This is a genomic window from Saprospiraceae bacterium (assembly GCA_016716185.1).
Taxonomy (GTDB): Bacteria; Bacteroidota; Bacteroidia; order Chitinophagales; family Saprospiraceae; genus Vicinibacter.
Window position 1 is genome coordinate 1,799,923 of record JADJWV010000002.1, and the last position, 13,794, is coordinate 1,813,716.

General features: G+C 39.0%; 16 protein-coding genes. 7 read left to right on the plus strand and 9 right to left on the minus strand.

All coding sequences use genetic code 11. The features are described from left to right. Positions 1 to 92 precede the first annotated feature (92 nt). The gene (locus IPM34_08915; protein ID MBK8955664.1) at positions 93 to 1,358 is read left to right on the plus strand and encodes a peptidoglycan DD-metalloendopeptidase family protein; all 1,266 of its coding nucleotides are present in this window, start codon (positions 93 to 95) and stop codon (positions 1,356 to 1,358) included. Here the strand turns inward: IPM34_08915 and IPM34_08920 are convergent, their stop codons facing one another. The 4 genes from IPM34_08920 to IPM34_08935 form a co-directional block, all read right to left on the minus strand. Next, entirely contained in the window at positions 1,359 to 2,423 is a 1,065-nt protein-coding gene (locus IPM34_08920; protein MBK8955665.1) for a sensor histidine kinase, read from the minus strand. Then, a complete protein-coding gene (locus IPM34_08925) occupies positions 2,413 to 3,096 on the minus strand; it encodes a response regulator transcription factor (protein MBK8955666.1) in 684 nt (227 codons plus the stop codon). Before IPM34_08925 ends, IPM34_08920 begins: the two co-directional genes overlap by 11 nt. Positions 3,097 to 3,173: 77 nt before the next feature. After that, a complete protein-coding gene (locus tag IPM34_08930) occupies positions 3,174 to 3,491 on the minus strand; it encodes a hypothetical protein (protein ID MBK8955667.1) in 318 nt (105 codons plus the stop codon). Continuing rightward, complete coding sequence (locus IPM34_08935; GenBank protein ID MBK8955668.1) at positions 3,488 to 3,988, minus strand: histidine phosphatase family protein; 501 nt, start codon at positions 3,986 to 3,988, stop codon at positions 3,488 to 3,490. Before IPM34_08935 ends, IPM34_08930 begins: the two co-directional genes overlap by 4 nt. Positions 3,989 to 4,119: 131 nt before the next feature. Here IPM34_08935 and IPM34_08940 point away from each other — a divergent pair, with 131 nt between their 5' ends. The 4 genes from IPM34_08940 to IPM34_08955 are packed head-to-tail and all read left to right on the plus strand — an operon-like array spanning position 4,120 to position 8,042. After that, positions 4,120 to 5,682: a hypothetical protein gene (locus IPM34_08940; protein MBK8955669.1), complete on the plus strand. Its 1,563-nt coding sequence runs from the start codon at positions 4,120 to 4,122 to the stop codon at positions 5,680 to 5,682. Then, on the plus strand, positions 5,679 to 6,986 hold the full coding sequence (locus IPM34_08945; protein MBK8955670.1) for a hypothetical protein: 1,308 nt from the start codon (positions 5,679 to 5,681) through the stop codon (positions 6,984 to 6,986). The genes IPM34_08940 and IPM34_08945 overlap by 4 nt, the downstream gene beginning before the upstream one ends. Positions 6,987 to 6,988: 2 nt before the next feature. Then, positions 6,989 to 7,453 carry a 23S rRNA (pseudouridine(1915)-N(3))-methyltransferase RlmH gene (locus IPM34_08950; protein ID MBK8955671.1) on the plus strand — a complete coding sequence of 155 codons (465 nt, stop codon included), beginning with the start codon at positions 6,989 to 6,991 and terminating at the stop codon, positions 7,451 to 7,453. After that, positions 7,446 to 8,042 (plus strand): rhomboid family intramembrane serine protease, encoded by a 597-nt coding sequence (locus IPM34_08955; protein ID MBK8955672.1) that lies wholly within the window; start codon positions 7,446 to 7,448, stop codon positions 8,040 to 8,042. Before IPM34_08950 ends, IPM34_08955 begins: the two co-directional genes overlap by 8 nt. 3 nt (positions 8,043 to 8,045) lie before the next feature. On the opposite strand, the gene pruA is transcribed toward IPM34_08955, so the two are convergent. Together pruA and coaD are read right to left on the minus strand one after the other, a co-directional pair. Next, complete coding sequence (pruA, locus tag IPM34_08960) at positions 8,046 to 9,677, minus strand: L-glutamate gamma-semialdehyde dehydrogenase (protein ID MBK8955673.1); 1,632 nt, start codon at positions 9,675 to 9,677, stop codon at positions 8,046 to 8,048. 7 nt (positions 9,678 to 9,684) lie between these two features. Further along, positions 9,685 to 10,155 (minus strand): pantetheine-phosphate adenylyltransferase, encoded by a 471-nt coding sequence (gene coaD / locus IPM34_08965; GenBank protein MBK8955674.1) that lies wholly within the window; start codon positions 10,153 to 10,155, stop codon positions 9,685 to 9,687. Between the two features lie 89 nt (positions 10,156 to 10,244). On the opposite strand from coaD, the gene lpdA reads away from it, so the two are divergent. Then, positions 10,245 to 11,642, plus strand: a complete 1,398-nt coding sequence (gene lpdA, locus IPM34_08970) for a dihydrolipoyl dehydrogenase (protein MBK8955675.1) — start codon at positions 10,245 to 10,247, stop codon at positions 11,640 to 11,642. 4 nt (positions 11,643 to 11,646) lie between these two features. On the opposite strand, the gene IPM34_08975 is transcribed toward lpdA, so the two are convergent. Genes IPM34_08975 through IPM34_08985 form a run of 3 tightly spaced genes read right to left on the minus strand, consistent with a single transcriptional unit; the run spans position 11,647 to position 13,470 of the window. After that, complete coding sequence (locus IPM34_08975; protein MBK8955676.1) at positions 11,647 to 12,117, minus strand: DUF962 domain-containing protein; 471 nt, start codon at positions 12,115 to 12,117, stop codon at positions 11,647 to 11,649. Between the two features lie 40 nt (positions 12,118 to 12,157). Next, positions 12,158 to 12,601 (minus strand): GNAT family N-acetyltransferase, encoded by a 444-nt coding sequence (locus tag IPM34_08980; protein MBK8955677.1) that lies wholly within the window; start codon positions 12,599 to 12,601, stop codon positions 12,158 to 12,160. Positions 12,602 to 12,603: 2 nt separating this feature from the next. Beyond that, complete coding sequence (locus IPM34_08985) at positions 12,604 to 13,470, minus strand: hydroxymethylglutaryl-CoA lyase (GenBank protein ID MBK8955678.1); 867 nt, start codon at positions 13,468 to 13,470, stop codon at positions 12,604 to 12,606. Positions 13,471 to 13,535: 65 nt separating this feature from the next. Here IPM34_08985 and IPM34_08990 point away from each other — a divergent pair, with 65 nt between their 5' ends. After that, positions 13,536 to 13,754: a hypothetical protein gene (locus tag IPM34_08990; GenBank protein MBK8955679.1), complete on the plus strand. Its 219-nt coding sequence runs from the start codon at positions 13,536 to 13,538 to the stop codon at positions 13,752 to 13,754. Positions 13,755 to 13,794 lie beyond the last annotated feature (40 nt).

Here is a 13,794-nt window from a genome sequence, read left to right on the forward strand (position 1 = left end):
CGATATAAATTACCAAACGCTTTAAGGGAAATTTGTATCTTTGCAGCGTTTTCAAATTCAAACAAGCTGAGACTATGACTTACACAAGTTATATGAGAGTCCTTTTGTTCCTGCTTGCGATGGGGGGGCTGTTTTTTATCAATTCGTTCATTATCAGTAGTTTAGTAATAAACTATTCGGATGATGAAACTAAGCAACACGAAAATTGTCAAAGTTTATCTGAAATAAGCCATTTTGGTTTCCGGGAAGGAATGTTTCACGTTGAACAAAGTAAAATATTATCGGGACAGTCTTTGGGTTCTCTATTCCAGTCCAATAATCTACAGGATGCTACTATAAAGAAGGCTATTCAAAGTATCCAGGAAAATTTCTCGACTACTAAATTTATTGCCGGCAACAAAATAGCATTTATTCATTCTGATCTGTGCAAGAGGCCGGACTATTTTTGTTATGAGATTAACAATACAAAATACTTAGTTTGTCAGTTATTCGGAGACTACTGCGTAGAGTTGGTCGAAAAGGAAAAATCGTTTCAACAGGAAGTTGCCTATGGTTTTATCGACCGCACCCTCTGGCATGCCCTTGGAGAGGAAAACATCTCTTTGAACCTGATTGATCAAATGGAAGACGCATTGGCATCCGCTGTTGATTTTCATCATGTTCAAAAAGGCGACATTTTCAAATTGGTTTTTAACAGATTGTATATCGAAGGCAAACCGACAGATGATGGCGAATTGCTTGCAGCTTATTTCAATGCCTCCGGAAAAGACAATTATTCATTTAAATACAAACTGGATAAAAATACAGGATACTACGATTTACAGGGCAGACCTATGAAAAGCCGTTTTTTAAAAGCTCCCTTGCGCTTTTCCAGAGTCACATCCGGCTTCAATCCAAGAAGGCTTCACCCGGTTTTAAAATATAGTCGACCACACCTGGGAACCGACTATGCTGCACCTCATGGAACACCAATCATGGCTGTCGGCTCTGGCGTGGTTGAAGCAGCATCTTATACGGGTGGAAATGGAAATTACGTCAAAATCAAACACGATAATAGTTATCAAACCCAATACCTTCATATGTCCAGGTTTGCTTCCGGCATTCGCAGAGGCACACATGTTTCACAGGGACAGGTCATTGGTTATGTGGGTTCTACAGGTCTTGCTACAGGCCCTCACGTTTGCTTCCGTTTTTGGAAAAATGGCCGACAAGTGGATCATAGACGCTTAAGCTTCCCATCTCCTGAGCCATTACCTGCCAGCGTCCTGCCTGAATTTATGAAACACAAGGAAGGCCTGCTTACGATTTTAGATCAAATCGATAATCAAACAGCCCTGAACAAAGACAGACGATCCTGATCAAACCGTATGTTCTAAATTAAATCCGATGGTTGTTCCAACTCCGTCTTTGCTTCGTATATGGAGTTTTTGATGGTGAGCTTCAATGATGTGTTTCACAATAGATAAACCCAGACCAGAACCACCCTGGTCTCTTGACCTGCTTTTGTCTACTCTGTAAAACCGGTCAAATACATGACTAAGTTGATCTTCCGGAATGCCAATTCCATTGTCGCTGACTTCAACCAGGATATTTTCATCCAGGCGATAGAATGAAATTTTTACATACCCGTTAAATTTCCCATATTTAATTGCATTATTGACCAGGTTGCTCAATACAATACGGATGTATTCGCGATCAGCAAGCACAAAGTTGTTATTATCGGCACCCTCCTTGAAAATTAGTTTTATTTGTTTTTGGTCGGCAAGCCCAGTTTGTTCTTCAAAAACTTCCTCTGCCAACGATTTTACATTAAATTTTTGAACATCGAGTATATGCGTACCGGCTTCAAGTCTGTCTACTATTGACAAATCCTCTATAACCTCCTTCAACCGGAAAGTATTTTTAAGAGCTTTTTCAAGAAAAGTCTTGGCTTGCTCGTCAATGAACAAGTCCTGATCCATTATCGTCTGCAAATATGCTTGAATGTTGAACACCGGAGTTTTAAGCTCATGAGAAACATTTCCTATATATTCTTTCCTGAATAGCTCCATCTGTTTAATGTGATCAATTTCCGTATTTTTCTTATTGATCCATCTTTGTGCAGCAAGCTCTGCTTGTTCGAGATCTGATAGATCATTTAGCTTGCCTTCCTTCAAAATTTCATCAGATAATTTTGTACCGCTGATAATTTTGTAAATGAGTTTGATCCTGCGGTATAAAAACTTATTAATGAAAAATCTCAAAATAAAAAACCCGATACATGTCAATGAACCGATAACCAATACAATCACCGGAAAATGAATTTTGCCAGGCCAGAGAATCGCACCGATTCCAAACACAACAATAACTATGCCCGCCAGACAGGAAAGGATCAGCAACGAAAGTTTGCTTGCCGAAATATTTTTAAGGAAATCAGATCTCAAATTTATAGCCAACTCCTTTTATGGTCTTAATGAATGAATCGTCGAGTTTTTCCCTCAATTTACGAATATGGACGTCGATCGTTCTGTCGCCAACGATAATATCTTTACCCCAGATTTTATCGAGAATTTCATCGCGTTTGAACACTTTACCAGGGCTGGATGCCAGGAGGTAAAGCAACAAAAATTCTTTTCTGGCAAATTCTGGTTTCCGGTCGTGAAACCGCACTTCCATTTTTAAAGGATTGATGCTGAGTTCTTCAAATTCGATTATTTCATTTTGGCCTTCATTGGTCAGAGGTTTTATTTTTCTCCGGATCAGAGCTCTGATCCTGCTTATGAGAATTTTAATGGCCACAGGTTTGCTGACAAAATCGTCTCCTCCAAGGTCCAGGGCTTTGATATGTGTTTCTTCATCTCCTTTTGCAGTCAGAAACAAGATGCTGATGTTATCGAAGCGAGATTGTTTTCTGATTTCTCCACAAGTTTGCAGTCCATCCATTACAGGCATCATGATATCGAGTAGAATGAGGTCTGGACTGTATGAATCCAACCGCTCCAAGGCAATTTTGCCATTGGAAGCAGTCACGACTTCAAATCCTTCCTTTTTTAGGTTAAAAGAGAGAATTTCAAGGATATCCGGTTCGTCATCAACAATAAGTAATTTGTAATGCATCTTTTTTTATTGAACACAACAACATCTATAGCAGCTGGTTTTATAGTTCGTATTACGAAATTATTAATTCATTCGGATTATTCGGTTTTTAAATTCATCTTGATGGAATCTAACATTTGAGCATAAAGGACTGAGGAAGGCGACAGCTCTCCTATAATTAAATTTAAATCCTCCGATTTAAACTTGTATTTCTGCTGCAATTCCTGTGCAGCCAGAGCATAAAGACTGTCCTTCATATAAGAAGGTTGGTTGCGCAGCAATTCATAAAAGAAAAAGGTCTCCATTAAATAGGATTCAAGCTCTTTGGGATAAGTCTGCATTTCAACCGATGGTTCAGATGACGGCGAACAATTTGCCATGAGTAAACTAAGTGTTACAGACAACGCGACTCTCATTCATTAATCATTTTTGGGTAGAGATGCTTTATAATTTGTATGTCCCTGGCTTGTAAATCTTTCCATTCCTTTTTTGGGGCTTCACAGACAAAAACAGAACAAGTAGGTGCCGGACCGTTATAGGGATTGGCTAACATAGAAGCCAGATGTTCAATAATGGGATTATGGCCGAAAATCAAACAAGAAGTAATTGATTCGGGAATGTTACGAAGTACATGGAGATAATCGTTTGCATTACCAAAGTACAGTTGTTCGTCAAGGCATATTTGCTCCTTTTCAATTTGAAACTCTCTGGCAAAATATTTAGCGGTCTGCCGGGCTCGTTTGGCAATACTTGAAACGATGGCAACGGGTGATAATTCAAAATTTTCTTTCACATATTTTGCCATTTTGGGCGCATCGTGCAATCCCCTGGTGTTTAAAGGCCTTTCTAAATCTGTAAGCGACGGATCATCCCAGGAAGATTTTGCATGGCGTATGAATAAGACATTTTTCAACAGAAACCATTTTATTCTCTGTAAAAGTAATACTTTTGCAGGTTTAAGATTAAAGAATTATGCATTCTTCAATGCGGAGCATAAATTTCGATGAATTTGAACATTTGTTCACTGAATCAGAGCTGTTTCATATGCAACAGTTAATAGACAGCGGTGCACTGATCAAAGCAAATCAAACTTCAAAGAACAGTTGGAATTATTGTTTGCGTTACGATGGAATGCTTACCGACTGTGAAATAAAATACAATCAGAAAAGTCTCAAGCAGGTAGTTTGTGCTTGCGGTTTTCGTGGCAGCAAACGCCTTTGCAAGCATAGCCAGATCATCGTTTATTGGCATTTGTTAAAAATTTACAGGCGTTCTGCAGGGCCGGCAAATGAATTCTCCGAATTTAAAGAAAACGATCTGCAAAAACTGTCAGCAGAGGAACTTCGCTTCTATCTCAAAGCCTTAATGCGGAATAATCCCAAAGCACAAAAATGGGTTGAATTGCTGCATGCGATGGGAACATGCAGAGAAATGGACATACACTCCATGTTTCAGGCTTGCCAGAATTTTTCAGTTTTTCTCAATGACCTTCATAAAAATCAGGTCAGCAGAGAGAAAAATTTACTTCAATTATCAAACGATCTGTATAACACCAGTCTCCGCTTCTACTCCTTATCTGAAGTAAACAGAGCCTGCTCAATCATGATAGCAGCCATCCAACTTCTTTATACCCAAATTCAAACCAGAAAAGTCATTAATACCCAAAAATTTCATCAGGCTATTATAAAATATACAGATGCCTTAAACCAGATCTTAACCGCAATTATTGCTCCTCAGGCATTGAATTCGTTTTTGCGGCATTTAATCGAGTTTTCCAAATCCGATGCTTATTATCCTGCCCATAAAGAATGCAACTTATTTAATTCCATTCGAAATCGAATTAAAAATAAAAGTATCGAGAAAGAATTAGTGGCAAGTTTACAGAATAAATGCTTGGAATCCATTCACCATCCTTTTGCTTTCTATACCTGGGATGTATATTATCAAACGGATGCTTTAGGTTTTCTGAAATTCTTGAAAAGTCCCGTCTTTGCAAGAAAAAATGCATTTCCGAATATTTTAAATTTTCTGGGAACCCGAAACAAGCAATTGGAACAAAGTTTTTATTTAGAACTTTTGCGTTATATTCTTCCCAATCTGAACCGGGATCTCCAAATACTGGCAGCAACATATCTGAATGCCATGCATATTCAAATGTCTTCTCTTGAGGACAAGCAATTGTTTATTCAATTATACCTGGTATCAAAAAACCAGAATCTGCTTACTCAGTATTTTTCTTCTGAAGGCAGCGTTGACAAGCTTTATGACATCGCACAACAGATGCTTGAAAAAGCACAATTACCTATTGAAGAATCTCTGGAAATCGAATTGGAGTTATTGTTTTATAGCCAACAGTATCAATCCCTGACTGACAAGCTTATGGCGCAGGAATCCATTGATCTCATTATGAAATACGATGCCAATCTTCCCGCTCAGGCCAAGACCAGGCTTATTAAATCTTATGGCATTTACCTGACTAACTTTAAACTCAATAATATTGGACCTAAAGCTACCAGGAGAATCAAACAAATTACTTCGCACCTGATGGCGCATTACTCAAAAGAACACAAGCTTTTCAAAAATTTACACGAATACCCTGTTGAATGAATTTCAAATCTTCATTAATATTCTTAACCATCCTGGTTTTTTGTTGCATTCTGTTTTTCAATTGCAGTGATCAAAACCAAAATGAAAAATGGCCTTCATGGACAGACCGTATGGTTGTTTATGAAGTTACACCTTATCAATATTTAAACACGGGGGGATTTCGAGGCATAACAGATGATCTGGAGCGTGTACGGAATTTGTTTTTTAATACACTCGTATTACATCCCGTTCAGGTTCGCGACCAGGCTAATAATCCTTTCAATCCATCCAGTCAGTTTGCTATTCAGGATTATTTAAAGCTAGAACCTTCTCTGGGATCTGAAGAAGACCTCCTAAATTTGATAAACAAAGCACACGAATTGGGCTTGCGTATTTTAATGCAATGGAATATTGAAGAAACCGGACCTCATCATATTTTAAAAGCAACACATCCGAACTTTTACCAGAGTTTTGAGAGATTGGTGGATAACAAATTTAACAAAGACTTTGTTAAACTAAAATCTGGTGTTGAAGAGATAGAAACCTTTCATAGAAAAACATTAAAAACATTCGCACACAAGTATCCTTTCGATGGATTTGTCCTTTATGGACAATTAGCGCAATCGCCAAATTTTTATCTTGACTTGTCCAAAAGCCTGAACTCAGATCAATTCCTGTTTTATACACAAACAAAGCAAATCAGAAGGAACGCAGCAATTAAAAACAAAATGTTATTGGACTTTTTTAGGGGTACATACGAAAAAGAATTTGTTCCCGGATTATTGACAGGATTATTGGATTCAACTGAGGCAGCAATGCACTTTAATGCATTTATCGATTATGAAACCAACCTGAATATCGGAACCGATTATACGCTTTTTCCAAATGCTTATAAATATTACATCATGTTCACTTATATGATACCCGGCATACCCTGGTTTTTGAACGGACAGGAATTTGGATTAATATCTGCAATCAATGCTTTCGATAATCAATCTTTGCAAAGAAAATACAGGTTTCATGAAGATCTTTTCCGCAGTTTGAATTATCAGAAAGTCAACAATCCTGCAATGCGCACTCAGGCATCGGATTATCAAATATCCATAGTCTCCTACCCTTCAGACATTATTGCTTTAGAACGAATTTCTAAAAATTATTACTGTGTAGGTGTCTTTAATTTTACAGATACCATTTCATCATTTAAACTTCAAAAGAGCTATTCGGGATCATACGACTTGTTTAATAAAATACCGGTCAACTATATGGCAGATACAGAATATAAATTAGGCCCCTATCAGGCTGTCATGTTTAGCAATGTTCCCTGATCATGGAAATCATCTGGATTGGCCCATCTAAACCTGAAGCTGTAAAAATGCTTGTCGATCAATATGCATTGCGCATTCAGAAATTTACAGACCTGAGCTTAGTTCAACTCAAAACTGTAAAAGGTATCGAGGAAGGCGGCAGGCTAATTGCGGAGGAAGAGAAAATTCTGAGAAAACAACTCGATTCTAAAAAGACATATCGCATTCTTTTGGATGAAAATGGAAAGAATTTTTCGAGTCGGCAATTTGCAACTTGGCTTGATCACAAGCGGTCTCATGTCAGACTGGACTTATCTTTTATCATTGGTGGCGCTTTCGGATTTTCAGAAAATTTTAAAAAAGATGCGGATGAACTGATCTCCTTATCACCGTTGACATTTTCGCACCAACTGGTCAGAATTATCCTTCTTGAACAATTGTATCGGGCCTATACCATTTTAGCAAACCAATCTTATCACAATGATTGACGGGAATACCTTAATGACTTTATCGCTCATACTTGCGAATGTCGCCTTGTATTTTATAACCAGTGCCAATCCAAAAATCATGGATGCATGCAAACATTATCCGTATCTGGAAAAGCAGGATAAAAGCTACTATCGCTGGCTATTGTCTGGATTTATGCATGCCAATCTGATGCACCTGTTTCTGAATTTGTTTGTATTGTATCAGTTTGGAGGAACAGTAGAGGCCATATTTAAGGGAAGGTTTGGATTTCTAACGGGAGGCGTATTTTTCCTTTTAACCTATTTTATGATTTTAATATTGTCGGGTATCCCGACTTATATTAAACATCAAAACAACAGAAGGTATGCAAGCGTTGGGGCTTCTGGTGTGATTTCAGGAATTTTATTTATCTATATTCTTTATTTTCCGACCAACCTCCTTTTTATTCTGGGTCTGGTGCCGATTCCTGCATTTCTCTTCGGAATATTGTACCTGTATTTTTCTAAATGGGCTTCGGGCCGCTATGACGACATGATCGACCACGATGCTCATTATTACGGTGCACTCGCTGGATTGCTTGCCGGGATTACATTAAAATTTATATTTTAATCATTAGGCTTCATCCATAAATGGATATTGAAAATCGGTTGGAGGTGCAAAATTTTCCTTTACAGCGCGCGGTGATACCCAACGCAAAAGATTAAGCGCTGATCCTGCTTTATCATTGGTGCCGGAAGCCCTGGCTCCACCAAAAGGTTGTTGTCCGACTACAGCACCCGTAGGCTTGTCGTTGATGTAAAAATTTCCTGCAGCGTTTTTCAATTTATGTGCGGCAAGCTCAATGGCGTTTCGATCTTGAGCAAGAATGGCACCAGTCAAGGCATACGGGGAAGTTTGATCGACCAATTCCAGGGTTTGTTCAAATTCACTAACCGGATAAACATAAATACTTAAAACAGGGCCGAATATTTCTTCGCACATCGTAAGGCTATGTGGATTTTTTGTGAGTATAACCGTAGGTTCGATAAAATACCCTACTTCGCTATTGCAGGTTCCTCCGCTTATAATTTCTACTTGAGGATCGGATTTAGCCTGATCTATGTAGTTTTTAATTTTTGTAAATGATTTTTCATCGATAACTGCGTTGATAAAATTGGTAAAATCTTCCGGACTTCCCATTTTCATTTTCCCCAGGTCTTGGAGTAAATAATTTTTAACCTCAGGCCATAAACTTTCAGGAATGTAGGCCCTGCTTGCGGCGCTGCATTTTTGGCCCTGAAATTCAAAAGCTCCCCTTGATAACGCCACAGCAACTACTTTTGGTAAAGCAGAGGCATGAACCATCACAAAGTCTTTCCCACCGGTTTCACCAACCAATCGGGGAAAAGACCTGTATAGGTCTAAATTCGAAGCCACTTTCTGCCAAATCGATTTAAACACTCCTGTTGAACCCGTAAAATGTAGTCCGGCGAAAAGTTCGTGTCCGAGGATAACTTTCCCTGCAGTAGGACCGTCGACAAAAACAAGATTGATTACGCCCTTTGGCAATCCAGCTTCTTCCAGGATTTTCATAATCAGAGATGCAGAATAAATTTGTGTTTCTGCAGGTTTCCATACCACAACATTGCCCATCAATGCAGGAGCACAAGGAAGATTTCCGGCAATCGAAGTAAAATTAAATGGCGTTAAAGCAAATATGAATCCTTCGAGCGGGCGATACTCCATTTGGTTCCAAACAAGGGGGGAAGAATCCGGTTGCTGGCTATAAATTTCAGTGAGAAACTTTACGTTATATCTTAAAAAATCACAGAATTCGCATACGGCATCAATTTCGGACTGGTAAATATTTTTGGACTGGCCCAGCATCGTCATCGCATTGGTCAATGCCCGGTATTTACCGGCAATCAGATCAGCCGCCTTTAAAAAAATTGCAGCTCTCGTTTCCCACGCCATATTTTCCCATTCCGGCTTTGCCTTTAATGCTGCACTGATGGCATCTTGAACATGTGACTCGTTTCCCCGATGGTAAAAGGCCAGTCGATGATTTTTTTCATGCGGCGCAAAAATATCTTTCGTAAGATCGCTTTTAATCTGCTTGCCACCGATGACCATACAAATCTCTTTAACCTCCTGCTTCAATTCCTTCAAGGCTGATTTTAGAGATTGTTTTTCAGTCGAACCGGGGGCATAATTCAAAACAGGTTCGTTTTTGGCGATTGGGATTTTTACAAGTTGATTATTCATAATGGTACTATTCGTAGAGCTGATTTATAATTTCTAAAGGAACCAATGCACTGACATCTGCTTTAGCGGTGATAAGTTCCCGAACAATGGTACTACTGATATGACTGAGTTCTGGTCTTGAAATCAGAAAAACTGTTTCGAGCTTATTTTGCAGTGTATGGTTGATCTGGCTGATGGTTTTTTCATAATCAAAATCAGTAGCATTTCGGATACCTCGCAAAATGTAGCCAGCACCGATTTCATTGCAGAAATTGGCGGTGAGACCCTCGAACTGTCGCACACTGACCGTGGGATAATCTTTAAAAATTTCTTCCAGCCATAAAATTCTTTTTTCAGCAGAAAATAAAACTTTCTTTTGCGAATTGATCCCAACAGCAATATAAATATGGTCAAACAGATGAACTGCTCTCATGACCACATCAGTATGCCCTCGGGTAATGGGATCAAATGAGCCGGGAAAAACTGCTATTCTTTTCATGATCTTGTGGCAAAGATACTTCACAATTATCTGTCTCAATTATATGCCAATTATCTATATCGGCTTAATTTTGAGCTTAAAGAAAATACATGCAATACGATATTATTGTTATTGGAGCTGGACCGGGAGGCTATGTAGCAGCAATCAGAGCCGCTCAACTCGGAAAAAAAGTAGCCATTATTGAACGCGAATCACTCGGAGGGATATGCCTGAACTGGGGCTGCATTCCAACCAAAGCCTTGTTGAAAAGTGCTCAGGTATTTGAATACCTTCTACATGCTGGTGATTATGGAATAGAAACTAAAAATACGAAAGCAAATTTCACATCGATCATTAGCCGCAGCAGGTCAGTTGCAGATGGCATGAGCAAAGGTGTACAGTTCCTGATGAAAAAAAATAAAATTCAGGTTATCAATGGTACGGCGCAACTGGCTAAAAACAAATCCGTAGTGGTGACTACCGCAGACGGTAAAAAAGAAGAATTCAAAGCAGACCACATCATTCTCGCCACAGGCGGAAGGGCAAAACAACTCGATAATATTCCCATAGACGGCAAACAAATTATCGATTATAGAAAAGCCATGACGCTCGAAATTTTACCTGCAAAGATGCTCATAGTTGGAGCAGGAGCCATTGGCGTTGAGTTTGCATATTTTTACAATGCTCTGGGAACGGAAGTCCACATTGTTGAATTTTTAGAGCAGGGATTGGTGCCTCGAGAAGATGCAGATATTTCAAAGGAACTCACAAAAATATTTAAGAAAAAAGGCATCAACACTTATGCCAATACAAGCGTCGAATCCGTTCAAAAAGGCAAAACCGGTTTGCAAGTTCAATTAAAAAGCAGAGCCGATGGTAAGCTGACGCAAATAGAATGTGATGTCGTTCTGTCTGCAACCGGAATCACCCCGAATACCGAAAATTTAGGACTGGAGGGATTGGGTATTAAAACAGATAGAGGATTTATCTTGGTCGATAAAGATTGCAAGACAAACGTTCCCGGAATTTACGCAATTGGCGATATCATTCCGGGTCCGGCTTTAGCACACGTGGCCAGTGCTGAAGGAATCCATTGTGTGGAAAGAATTTGTGGTTTACATTCCGAACCCATCGACTACAACAACATACCGGGGTGTACCTATTGCAGCCCTGAAATTGCTTCAGTAGGTTATACAGAAGCCGCGGCTAAAGCTGCAGGCTACGAATTGCTGATCGGTAAATTTCCTTTTTCCGCTTCAGGAAAAGCCAGTGCAGCGGGTGCTAAAGAAGGATTTGTAAAAGTGATATTCGACAAAAAGTACGGAGAGTTGCTTGGCGCTCATTTCATAGGAATGAATGTAACTGAAATGATCGCTGAAATTGTCCTCGCCAGAAAACTGGAAACAACCGGGCATGAAATTCTAAAAAGCATTCATCCACATCCTACCATGTCTGAAGCCGTTATGGAAGCCACAGCTGCAGCATATGGGGAAGTAATCCATTTATAGGGCTTCAGTAGGGTAACTTTATTTTTATGTAAATAAAGTGAAGCAGCCAGGCTGGACCGATAAGCAGAAACTGAATATCCTGTAAAAATGAAGGTTTTTTTCCTTCTATATGATGGCCTATAAATTGACCAATCCAGGCAATCACAAAAATACCCAATGACAATAATGCAGGGTGAATACCAATGGTTTGACTGTATTCTGCTAATTTTAAATTTCCCAAGAGCAATAAAAAACTAATTATTGCAAACCCAATAAACAAAGTAAATGATAATCTGAAATAATAAATCAGCGCAAAAATCAAAAGTAAACTTGCCCAGTTGATCCATGGTGACAATTGAAATGGAAAAGGTATTTGTATTATCAATCCCACCAAACTAAACATGATCGCTGGAATACAGATCCAATGGATTGTTTTGTTTATGTGATTTTGGTGACTTTCTCCGTAAGTATGCAGCAGGGAATCAATTTTTTTCATGGTATAAGGTCTTGATGAGTTACTTAAGTATTTAAAATCGCTATTCCCTATCGAAATCCTTGTACATCTGGAAATGCTCGATGTTTATCTCAATAAAAGAATCGCCCTCCACATGGTATTCTAACTTTTCATAAAATCTTTTGGCTACATCGCGGGCATGTAACATTATTCTGCGATAACCATTTTGTACAGCCCACGCTTCAGCAGCGTGAACCAGCATCGCTCCGATTCCTTGATTTTGAAAATCAGGATCAACTGCAACCTGCCTCATTTGAAGTATCGAGTCATCCGATTTTTTGAGAACGAGGCATCCGCGGAGTCTGTTGCATGAATCAAAAGCACCCAGGTGGATCTGGTCAAATTCGGCTTCCAGTTGAGCTTCACTAAACTGCATATTTAGAGGTTCCCTGAGTACCCTGTCCCTTAATTTTATTTCTTCGTCGTATTCGGGACTTAAATATGTAATTTCATGAATGGTATGCATAACTATTTAGGTTCCGTTTCAAATATGTAACTTGAGTAAGTCAAAGCTTCATGAAATTTATTCAAATCAATTCCGCAATTAATATTTCTCGATTGAAAAAATGAAATCATTTTTTCAGTTGGCATATTACCCGTTAAATCATCCTTGGCCATGGGGCAACCACCAAATCCTTTTATGGCTCCATCAAACTTTCGGCAACCGGAAGCATAGGCTGCTTCAAGTTTTTCCTCGTATGAGTCGGGACGCGTATGGAAATGAGCCCCGAATTCGATTTCAGGATATTTGGGAATTAAATTGGAGAATAAATACCGGATACTTTCCGGATTGGCAACTCCAATGGTATCCGATAAGGCTATTTTGTTTACTCCTAAAGATTTCAGATACTCCGTCCACTCCAAAGCGATGTCAGCATTCCAGGAATCCCCATATGGATTTCCGAATGCCATGGACAGATAAACCAGCAGTTCCTTGTCATTTGACAAACATTGATCCAGGATGACTTTTAATTGCTCAGACGACTCGGATAGATTCGCATTGGTATTTCTCATTTGAAAGGTCGGAGAAATCGAGAATGGATAGCCGACCAATCGAATTTGTTCAAAACTACAGGCAGCCACAGCTCCTCTCAAATTGGCGACAATCGCAAGAAGTTTAGTAGAACTTGATGTTAAATCCAGTTGGTTGACAATTTCCGGAGTGTCTTGCATCTGGGGAATGGCTTTCGGCGAAACAAAACTTCCGAAATCAAGTGTATCAAATTGTACCTCAAGCAGTTTTTGTAAATACTTAATTTTAAGTTCGGTAGGTACGAATGTTTTCAAGCCTTGCATGGCATCTCTGGGGCATTCGACCAATTTTATGTCCCGAATCATAGTGCAATGAACGAAATTCCATCGAAATTGCGTTAATAATACAAACGATTTCAAATTAAATAATGAATACCAATAGACAATCATGGATGCTGGTCGGCGGGTTTCTGCTTTTTGTAATTGGTCTGCTTTCGCTGATCCTCAGTCTGGTAGGAATTCAACTGCAAATCCTGCAGCCCATAGAATCTTTGGGATTTTTTTATGCCTCTCTGATAAAATTGGTATTGGTGATCACAGGATTAATTATGGCTTTTTTCAGTACATCAAATAACAAAATACTCTAATGTTTTAACGCTACATTAATAAATAATTATCTAATTTTAC

Excerpts from the sequence above, each read along its gene's own strand:
- IPM34_08915 (MBK8955664.1), top strand. The coding sequence starts at position 93 with ATGAGAGTCCTTTTGTTCCTGCTTGCGATGGGGGGGCTGTTTTTTATC.
- IPM34_08925 (MBK8955666.1), bottom strand. The coding sequence starts at position 3,096 with ATGCATTACAAATTACTTATTGTTGATGACGAACCGGATATCCTTGAA.
- IPM34_08930 (MBK8955667.1), bottom strand. The coding sequence starts at position 3,491 with ATGAGAGTCGCGTTGTCTGTAACACTTAGTTTACTCATGGCAAATTGT.
- IPM34_08940 (MBK8955669.1), top strand. The coding sequence starts at position 4,120 with ATGCAACAGTTAATAGACAGCGGTGCACTGATCAAAGCAAATCAAACT.
- IPM34_08945 (MBK8955670.1), top strand. The coding sequence starts at position 5,679 with ATGAATTTCAAATCTTCATTAATATTCTTAACCATCCTGGTTTTTTGT.
- IPM34_08950 (MBK8955671.1), top strand. The coding sequence starts at position 6,989 with ATGGAAATCATCTGGATTGGCCCATCTAAACCTGAAGCTGTAAAAATG.
- IPM34_08955 (MBK8955672.1), top strand. The coding sequence starts at position 7,446 with ATGATTGACGGGAATACCTTAATGACTTTATCGCTCATACTTGCGAAT.
- pruA (MBK8955673.1), bottom strand. The coding sequence starts at position 9,677 with ATGAATAATCAACTTGTAAAAATCCCAATCGCCAAAAACGAACCTGTT.
- coaD (MBK8955674.1), bottom strand. The coding sequence starts at position 10,155 with ATGAAAAGAATAGCAGTTTTTCCCGGCTCATTTGATCCCATTACCCGA.
- lpdA (MBK8955675.1), top strand. The coding sequence starts at position 10,245 with ATGCAATACGATATTATTGTTATTGGAGCTGGACCGGGAGGCTATGTA.
- IPM34_08975 (MBK8955676.1), bottom strand. The coding sequence starts at position 12,117 with ATGAAAAAAATTGATTCCCTGCTGCATACTTACGGAGAAAGTCACCAA.
- IPM34_08980 (MBK8955677.1), bottom strand. The coding sequence starts at position 12,601 with ATGCATACCATTCATGAAATTACATATTTAAGTCCCGAATACGACGAA.
- IPM34_08990 (MBK8955679.1), top strand. The coding sequence starts at position 13,536 with ATGAATACCAATAGACAATCATGGATGCTGGTCGGCGGGTTTCTGCTT.